Annotated in this window: 9 protein-coding genes and 1 pseudogene; 7 read left to right on the top strand and 3 right to left on the bottom strand. The window is 41.0% G+C overall.

Going from position 1 to position 9,027, the window contains the following annotated elements; translation table 11 throughout:
* The 3 genes and pseudogenes from B9J84_RS16295 to rfaD all read right to left on the bottom strand — a co-directional run.
* Positions 1-187 (bottom strand): annotated as a pseudogene (locus B9J84_RS16295) (O-antigen ligase family protein); the annotation flags it as partial.
* A gap of 17 nt (positions 188-204) precedes the next feature.
* The gene (locus B9J84_RS03210; RefSeq protein WP_094123512.1) at positions 205-1,974 is read right to left on the bottom strand and encodes a polysaccharide deacetylase family protein; all 1,770 of its coding nucleotides are present in this window, start codon (positions 1,972-1,974) and stop codon (positions 205-207) included.
* Between the two features lie 204 nt (positions 1,975-2,178).
* A complete protein-coding gene (rfaD, locus tag B9J84_RS03205; RefSeq protein WP_094123511.1) occupies positions 2,179-3,120 on the bottom strand; it encodes an ADP-glyceromanno-heptose 6-epimerase in 942 nt (313 codons plus the stop codon).
* Between the two features lie 260 nt (positions 3,121-3,380).
* On the opposite strand from rfaD, the gene rfbB reads away from it, so the two are divergent.
* From rfbB to B9J84_RS03170, 7 genes are all read left to right on the top strand, one after another.
* On the top strand, positions 3,381-4,445 hold the full coding sequence (gene rfbB, locus B9J84_RS03200) for a dTDP-glucose 4,6-dehydratase (protein ID WP_094123510.1): 1,065 nt from the start codon (positions 3,381-3,383) through the stop codon (positions 4,443-4,445).
* A gap of 23 nt (positions 4,446-4,468) precedes the next feature.
* Positions 4,469-5,347 carry a glucose-1-phosphate thymidylyltransferase RfbA gene (gene rfbA, locus B9J84_RS03195; protein WP_013855746.1) on the top strand — a complete coding sequence of 293 codons (879 nt, stop codon included), beginning with the start codon at positions 4,469-4,471 and terminating at the stop codon, positions 5,345-5,347.
* Positions 5,344-6,231: a dTDP-4-dehydrorhamnose reductase gene (gene rfbD, locus B9J84_RS03190; RefSeq protein ID WP_094123509.1), complete on the top strand. Its 888-nt coding sequence runs from the start codon at positions 5,344-5,346 to the stop codon at positions 6,229-6,231. The genes rfbA and rfbD overlap by 4 nt, the downstream gene beginning before the upstream one ends.
* A gap of 2 nt (positions 6,232-6,233) precedes the next feature.
* On the top strand, positions 6,234-6,779 hold the full coding sequence (rfbC, locus tag B9J84_RS03185; protein ID WP_094123508.1) for a dTDP-4-dehydrorhamnose 3,5-epimerase: 546 nt from the start codon (positions 6,234-6,236) through the stop codon (positions 6,777-6,779).
* A gap of 10 nt (positions 6,780-6,789) precedes the next feature.
* Positions 6,790-7,578, top strand: a complete 789-nt coding sequence (locus B9J84_RS03180) for an ABC transporter permease (protein WP_094123514.1) — start codon at positions 6,790-6,792, stop codon at positions 7,576-7,578.
* A gap of 18 nt (positions 7,579-7,596) precedes the next feature.
* Complete coding sequence (locus B9J84_RS03175) at positions 7,597-8,799, top strand: ABC transporter ATP-binding protein (protein ID WP_094123513.1); 1,203 nt, start codon at positions 7,597-7,599, stop codon at positions 8,797-8,799.
* The coding region (locus B9J84_RS03170) for a hypothetical protein (protein WP_404206227.1) at positions 8,799-9,027 on the top strand (229 nt) is incomplete at its 3' end. The genes B9J84_RS03175 and B9J84_RS03170, both read left to right, overlap by 1 nt.

Below are 9,027 nucleotides of genomic sequence, written 5' to 3'. Positions count from 1 at the left end.
AACAAGTGATCAGTAAGTCATATTTATTAAAATCACAATGAGTTCTATTCTTAACTAGGTCTTGAATTGAGAATAAAACGATAAATGCGACAATGACAACACTAAAATTATTAGTCGATAGAAGGAGTGCTGGAACTAAGAATAATGATGATAGCGCAAAATTATTCATGTTAATAAGTTTGTTCATTCGTGATTCCATTCTTATTATTTCGCCGATTTTCTGAATGTATAATTACCGCGCACTTTACGCCATAGGCCAAATACATCGGTTTTAGGGAATATAGCAATACGTCGAATTTGATATGGGTCTTGATGCATTAATAATGGGCCGCTGTTGGTTGCAACCGCAAATTGATAGCCACATTGATGCACGATCTGTTTTGATTGCGTATCATGATCGCCATAGGGGTATGCAAAAGAAACTAGTTGTTCGCCTAGTAGCTCTTCGAGTTCAAGCTTATTACGTGAGATCTCTTTACGCTGTTCAGATTCACTGAGTTTGCTGAGAAATGGATGAGTCATTGTATGGCCGCCAATTTCAACCAGCCCTGAATCGTGTAATGCTTTGACTTGCTGACGAGACATTAAAGGCACTGGTTTTTCTGGGTTGCTCGGTACTTCAACATCCCAACGGTTAAAATCCTCCCCGGTTACTACATAGACAACCGCTTTAAAACCGTATTTTCGTAATAGCGGCAACATCAATTCGTAGTTATCTTGATAGCCGTCATCAACCGTTAAGATGATATAGCGCTTGCCTGATTCAAGGCGGTGAATAAGCCCTTTATCCGCTAAATCTTTAAAGGTTAGCGTTTCAAACCCCATTTTTTTCAGCAGGTTGAAGTGCTTTTCAAGCATATCAATATGTAGGTAGGTACCATGTACGCCTTTTTCACTATCATCCTTAATAAAGCGATGATACATAATAATCGGCATCTCTTTACGCAGCTTTTCAACGTAAACCGTTTGATAAATATCTTCTATTTGATCGACCACATTGGTTAAGCTGTAGCTGTGCTGAATTATCTCACTGACTTGTGGTGAACAGTGTGGCGTTTTTAACCCTTGTTCTACATATTGACTAATTTTTGCAAAATCAATATCGAGATCTTTAGGCCCGATGTCACCGAAGTTGCTTGCCATGGCTGCAGCGATATTATCGTCATCGACAATACCAATTGCATTTGCCTCACCGATTGCCAGAGTAGGCCGTCCACACAACAAAGATTCCATTGCTACTCTGCCAGCCCCAATGACTAAGTCTGATTGAGCAAGTATCGAAACGACATCTTGTGAATAACCAAGAAAGTGAACGTCAGAAGTAAACTTATCAAAACGCGCTTCAATTTTAGAGCCAGATATGACCTGAATATGGTATTTTGCTGAGTCTAAACACTCCTCGAGCAACCGATAACAAAGATCCCCTTTAGGGCCGGTTAATCGACCAATAATACTGACAACAGGTTTGCTATTTTGAGGAGCATTTTGCCAAGCGAATTCTTGCGTTTCAATGCCGTTTCGGCTTACGACGAGCGAGCTTTGTGGAACATTCAATTCAGTCATGAGTTGTTGTTCAATAGCCTCACAAACCGGTAGTGCTTTGTCACCCATGGCGTGAAATTTTTTACGAGAGGCGTGTACAGGCTGACGACCATGTACTGTGGTGACCATAGGCGTATTTGTTAATTTGCAAGCAATGTGACAACTCCAGCTGGAGGCGCGAGAGTGAGCATGCACTAGCTGGATATGGTGTTTCTTAATCAGATAAATAAGATAACCCACATGCCAAAAGCGGCGAGGAATACTGCGTTTATTAAAACGAAGTTTATAAAATGGGCCTTGGTGAGGCTTTGTTAGCGTATCGGAAACATAAAATACCTTATGCCCACGCTTTGTCAGCTCATCACCAACGGTAGTGGCGTAAACCTCCGCCCCAGTGACCTCAAGTTGAGATAAGGCCATTAATATATTCATCAATACTCCACGAGTTAGCAGCCAATGCTTTCCATATGTCTAAGAAACATGATCAATTTTTCATTCCGCCCTCTTCCAATCGTCACTCCATATTAGTCTTCCATTGAGAGGATAGATCTATTCGTTACTGCTTTTTAGGGAGAGGTGTTTACCAGTTCCTCCCCCTTTTAGGGGGAGGTTAGGAGGGGGTAATAACAGCCATCACTACTTATTAATCAACGCCATATACTCAGCCACACCTTCAGCCACCGTCTTAAATTGATGCTGGCAACCAGCGGCGCGCAATTTCGTTAAATCGGCCTCGGTGAACTCTTGGTAAGCACCTTTTAAGTGATCTGGGAATGGAATGGTTTCAACTTCACCTTTACCATGGTGCTTGATAACGGCTTTGGCCACTTCTTGGAAAGATTCAGCATTGCCGGTACCCAAGTTATAAATACCAGATACACCGCTGTTCATAAACCATAAATTCACAGCCGCAACGTCACCCACATAAACGAAATCACGCTGGAAGGTTTCACTACCTGCAAACAGTTTCGGGTTTTCACCCGCATTCATTTGATTATTTAAATGAAAAGCAACAGAAGCCATTGAGCCTTTGTGCTGTTCACGCGGGCCATAGACATTGAAATAACGAAAACCGGTAATTTGGGAAAGAGTTTCACCGTGTGTTTGTGCTTCTTGCCAAATGCGGCGCACATAGTTATCAAATTGCTGCTTGGAAAAGCCGTATACATTCAGCGCACCTTCATACTCTTTTTCTTCAATGAAGGTATCAGTATCGCCATAGGTTGCGGCTGATGAAGCATACAAAAATGGAATGTCGCGCTCTAAACAGTAGTGCAGTAGCTCTTTAGAATACTCATAGTTATTAAGCATCACATACTTGCCATCCCATTCGGTGGTGGCAGAGCAAGCACCTTCATGAAATACGGCTTCGATAGGACCAAAATCCTCACCAGACATGATCTGCACCAAGAAATCGTCTCGGTCCATGTAATCGGCAATGTCCAGATCAACTAGGTTTTTGAATTTACGCCCATTTTTTAAGTTATCGACAACAAGAATATCACTAATGCCTTCTTCATTGAGAGCTTTGATAATGTTGCTACCAATCATGCCAGCGCCACCAGTTACGATGATCATACAAAATTCCTATGGTTATAATACGAACAATTATGCGCATTATAACGGCTTAGCTAGTGGCTGTAATCACAAAATCTAATCTAGGCTAGCGACAGTCTCGCTCTATCTATGGTTTTGATGTAGTATTTCTGCCCAATAAGCTCGCACCGATTTCATAAGGGATGAGTTCGTTTATATGAAATAGCCGCTTGTAGGAGTTAGACCTAAGGGCGGTAGCATGCCTAAAAAACATTAATAATTAATATTATTCGGGTAACAATATGAAGATTTTAGTTACTGGCGGTGCTGGTTTTATCGGTTCGGCAGTTGTTCGCCATATTATTCAAAACACACAAGATAGTGTGATCAATGTTGATAAGTTGACCTATGCGGGGAACTTGGAATCATTACAAGGTATTGACAGTAGTGACCGTTATGCTTTCGAACCAGTCGATATCTGTAACCGTTCAGAATTAGATCGTGTGTTTTCTGTGCATCAACCAGATGCGATTATGCACTTGGCTGCTGAATCCCATGTAGACCGTTCTATTGATGGCCCTGCCGCGTTTATTGAGACCAATATCGTTGGCACTTATACCTTACTTGAAGCTGCGCGCAGTTATTGGAACACGCTTGAGAGCAATAAAAAATCGGCATTCCGCTTCCATCATATTTCAACCGATGAAGTGTATGGTGATTTGGAAGGTACAGATGACCTCTTTACCGAAGAGACTCCATATTCACCTTCTTCACCTTATTCTGCATCGAAAGCTTCTAGCGATCACTTAGTGCGTGCTTGGTTACGTACCTATGGTTTTCCTACCATAGTGACTAACTGCTCTAACAATTATGGACCATACCACTTTCCTGAAAAGCTGATCCCATTAATGATTCTAAACGCTCTGGACGGTAAACCACTTCCTGTCTATGGCGATGGAATGCAAATTCGCGATTGGCTGTTTGTCGAAGATCACGCTCGAGCGCTTTATAAAGTAGTGACAGAAGGCCAAGTAGGTGAAACCTACAACATTGGTGGTCATAACGAAAAAGCTAACATTGAAGTGGTTAACACACTCTGTGCATTACTTGAAGACTTAGTTCCGAATAAACCTGCCAACATTACCCATTACGCAGACCTTATTACTTACGTTAAAGACCGCCCTGGACATGATGTGCGTTACGCGATTGATGCCTCTAAAATCGAGCGAGAGCTAGGCTGGAAGCCAGAAGAGACGTTTGAATCAGGTATTCGCAAAACAGTGGAATGGTATTTGAATAACCGCGAATGGTGGAGCCGAGTATTAGATGGTTCATACAGCTGTGAGCGTTTAGGCTCTGGGCAATAACAATCAATTAAGTTGGCGATTTCATGAAAGGCATTATCTTAGCTGGTGGCTCTGGCACCCGTCTTTACCCAATTACTCGTGGTGTATCAAAACAACTTCTTCCCATTTACGACAAGCCGATGATCTACTACCCGCTTTCGACATTAATGTTGGCGGGGATTCGCGACATTCTGATTATCACCACTCCTGAAGATAACGAAAGCTTTAAACGCTTATTGGGGGATGGCAGTGACTTCGGTATTCATCTGCAATACGCGATTCAACCTAGCCCAGACGGTTTAGCGCAAGCCTTCCTTATCGGTGAAGAATTTATTGGCAATGATTCAGTCTGCTTAGTGTTAGGTGATAACATTTTCTATGGTCAATCATTTAGTAAAACACTGAAAAGCGCCGCTTCACGTGAGCATGGCGCAACAGTTTTTGGTTACCAAGTGAAAGACCCTGAGCGTTTTGGCGTAGTGGAGTTTGATGAGCAGATGCGCGCTATCTCAATCGAAGAAAAGCCCCTTAAGCCCAAGTCAAACTATGCCGTCACAGGACTGTATTTCTATGACAACCGAGTGGTGGAGCTTGCCAAGCAGGTCAAGCCGTCGGCGCGCGGTGAACTAGAAATTACCACCCTTAATGAAATGTATTTAAACGATGGCTCACTCAATGTGGAGCTGCTTGGCCGTGGGTTTGCTTGGTTAGATACGGGTACCCATGAAAGCCTGCATGAAGCCTCTTCTTTTGTTGAAACCGTGCAGCATATTCAAGGCTTGAAGATAGCGTGTTTAGAAGAGATTGCGTGGCGAAATGGATGGCTCTCTTCAGGACAACTTCTTGAGTGCGCTAAACCTATGCTTAAGAATGACTATGGTCAATATTTGGCGGGGTTAGCTAAAGAGGAATCCCATTCATGATGCGTGTTCTAGTGACGGGTAGTCATGGGCAAGTCGGCTATTGTTTAGCCCATCAACTCAATTCCATGGTTGATGTTGAGTTTTTAGCGGTAGACCGCGAGCAACTGGATATTACCAATCCGTGTCACGTCAATTCGGTGGTTAACGAGTTCAAACCAAACATCATCATTAATGCTGCGGCGCACACTGCGGTTGATAGAGCGGAGCAAGAGGCAGAGCTCTCTTACGCGATTAACAGAGATGGCCCTAAACATCTAGCCCAAGCTGCACATAAGGTTGGTGCGGCTATATTGCACATCTCGACAGACTATGTGTTTTCCGGTGATAAACCGAGCGCATATATAGAAGCCGATTCTACCTCGCCTCAGGGGGTTTATGGCAAAAGCAAATTAGCGGGAGAAATCGCGGTTGCGCAAGCTTGCCCTAGGCACATTATCTTGCGCACGGCTTGGGTGTTTGGTGAGCATGGCAATAACTTTGTGAAAACCATGCTCCGTTTGGCACAAACACGCGATGCATTAGGTGTTGTGTCAGACCAGTATGGTGGTCCGACGTATGCGGGAGATATTGCTAACGCGTTACTGATGATGGCGAAAGCGATTGTTGAAGGGAAGTCGACGGCCTTTGGTGTGTACCATTTTTCAGGGACACCCCATGTCAGTTGGTATGACTTTACTTGTGCCATTTTTGATAAAGCCCGTGAACAAGGATTATTAAATAAACCCTTGAAAGTCAATGCGATAACCACCAAAGATTACCCGACTCCGGCGAAGAGGCCGGCTAACTCCAAGTTAGAGACCCAGAAAATCCATCAACACTTTGGTGTGGTTGCCAGCGATTGGCGGGCGGCATTGAACCATCTCATCGACTATAAGAGTGAATAGCAATGAAAGTGATAGAGACAGACATTCCTGATGTCAAAATTATTGAGCCGACCGTGTTTGGTGATGAGCGTGGTTTTTTTATGGAAACCTGGAACCAACAGCGCTTTGAAGAACTGGTAACAGGTAAGCCAACTCAATTTGTGCAAGACAACCATTCAAAATCCAAAAAAGGAATTTTACGTGGTTTACATTACCAAACAGAAAACACGCAAGGCAAGCTGGTGAGAGTAGTATCAGGTGAGGTATTTGACGTGGCAGTGGATATCCGCAAAAACTCACCCACGTTTGGAAAATGGGTTGGGGTGTATCTGTCAGCGGAAAATAAACGCCAGTTGTGGGTTCCAGAAGGTTTTGCTCATGGCTTTTATGTAACCAGTAACGAGGCAGAGTTTGTATATAAATGTACGGATTACTATAACCCAAATGCTGAAGTTTCTATTAAGTGGAATGATGACTCCCTTAATATAAACTGGCCGATAGAAATTGAACCTTCACTATCAAATAAAGACAAAGATGGATTCGAGTTTTCTAAAGCACCAAAACTATAAGCTGAAATTTATGTATCTAATCAAATCACTTGTATCGATGAGGAAGATATTAATCTCATTGGTGGTCAATGAATTAAAACTAAAATACTTTGGTAATTGCCTTGGTATGGTTTGGGCATTTATACAACCTTTAGCGACAATATTAGTTCTATGGTTTGTATTTCAAGTTGGGTTCAAAGCTGTTCCTGTTGATAATGTACCATTTATATTGTGGCTGTCATGTGGTATGATTCCTTGGTTTTTCATCTCTGATGGTCTCAATAGTGGTACAAATAGCATTATTTCTAATGCATATCTTGTAAAGAAAATAGCTTTTAATGTCGAGACACTTCCATTTGTTTCAATATTATCCAATCTGGTCATTCATCTTTTCTTTGTGACTTTTATGATGGTGATGTTTGTCATATATGGATATAAGCCAAATATCTACTGGTTACAACTTCCTTATTATATCTTTGCATCATCGGTTTTTGTGTTAGGACTAAGTATGATTACTTCGTCCTTGGTTGTTTTTATACAAGATATAAGACATCTAGTTGCAGTAATCATCCAGTTTGGATTTTGGCTAACTCCAATTTTTTGGAATATAAATCTCGTGCCCGAGAGATTTGTTTCTATAATATCATTGAATCCTCTAGTTCATATTATTGACGGATTTAGGGGGAGTCTGATATATGATCAATGGTTTTGGCAAAATCCAGGAGAGCTAGCCTATTTTTGGGGATTTAGCATTGTTTTGCTATTAGTAGGTAACGGTGTCTTTAATAAACTTAGACCTATGTTTGCTGATGTCGTATAAGGTTACTCCGTGAAAAAAATGAATGATGATAAAGAGATTGTTATTTCTACTAGCGATCTTAGTAAAAAATACAAATTGTACAATTCAGCTAAAGACAGGATTAAAGAAGCGTTTAGCCTAAATAAAAAATACCATCAAGAACATTTTGCACTAAAAAATGTAAACCTTTACCTTAGAAAGGGAGAGACAATAGGTCTTATTGGTAAAAATGGCGCGGGAAAATCGACTCTTCTAAAAGTTATTACAGGTATAGTAACCCCTTCAAGCGGGAAAATTAACGTTGTTGGTAGGATTGCTTCACTTCTCGAGTTAGGTGCTGGCTTTAATATGGAGCTAACGGGTATTGATAATATCTACCTTAACGGTACTCTTATAGGCCTCACTAAAAAAGAAGTTGATGAAAAGCTCAACAGAATTTTAGAGTTTGCCGATATAGGAGAGTTTATTCATCAACCTGTTAAGATGTATAGTTCGGGCATGTTTGCTAGACTTGCATTCTCTGTTGCTATTAATGTTGATCCAGATATTCTCATAATCGATGAGGCATTGAGTGTTGGCGACCTTAGGTTTCAACTAAAATGTATGGAAAAATTTAATGATATTAGACGTGCAGGCAAGACGATTATATTTGTTAGCCATGATATCAATGCGATTAAAAGATTCTGTACATACAGTGTTTGGATTTGTGATGGGGAAGTACGAGAAATTGGTAATACAGATACCGTAACAGATGCATACCTAGACTACTTAAAACTGTCAGATAGGGATTCAGCCGAAATACCAAATGACACAGAAGCAGTTAGAAGTGATATTGCGCAAATCAAAAATACTTCAATTAGAGGCACTGGTGATAGCACAGAAAGAAGAGAGTTTAATTACCTTGAAGATATTTACGTAACGGTAACATATGAGGTATACGATGACTCTGTAGATAGACCTGTGTTAGGCATAGCTATAAATACATTAGATAACAAAAATATATGCGGTTTAAATACATTGCTAGATGGCATTGAAATATCTTGGGAGTTAGGTGTAAACAGCGTTACTCTGCATTATAAAGAAGTCAGCCTTATCGGCGGTACCTATTCAATTGATGCGGCGCTATTTGAAGAAAATGCATCTGTATCTTTTGATTACAAGCAGTGTATAGACAGTGTGGTTATAAGGACCCCTTATGTTGGTGAGGGCGTATACATAATTAAACACTCATGGCAAGAATAATGAAATACTCATTTGAATTTGATAAAGATAGTGATTCTGCACCAGCGTGCATAGCTAGAAGAATAAAAAAAAATAGTAAAGTTCTAGAGTTTGGTACGGCAGACGGTGTATTAACTGAATATTTAAAGACAAATCTAGATTGTGAAGTTTTTGGTGTAGAACTTAATGACCAGTTTGCTGAAGCAGCAGCTAAGTTCACAGAGAAAATGTTTGTTGGTGACATAGAAG

It is taken from the genome of Vibrio sp. V03_P4A6T147, from assembly GCF_002241085.1.
GTDB classification, from domain to species: domain Bacteria; phylum Pseudomonadota; class Gammaproteobacteria; order Enterobacterales; family Vibrionaceae; genus Vibrio; species Vibrio anguillarum.
This window is presented reverse-complemented; position numbering and strand designations above follow the sequence as displayed.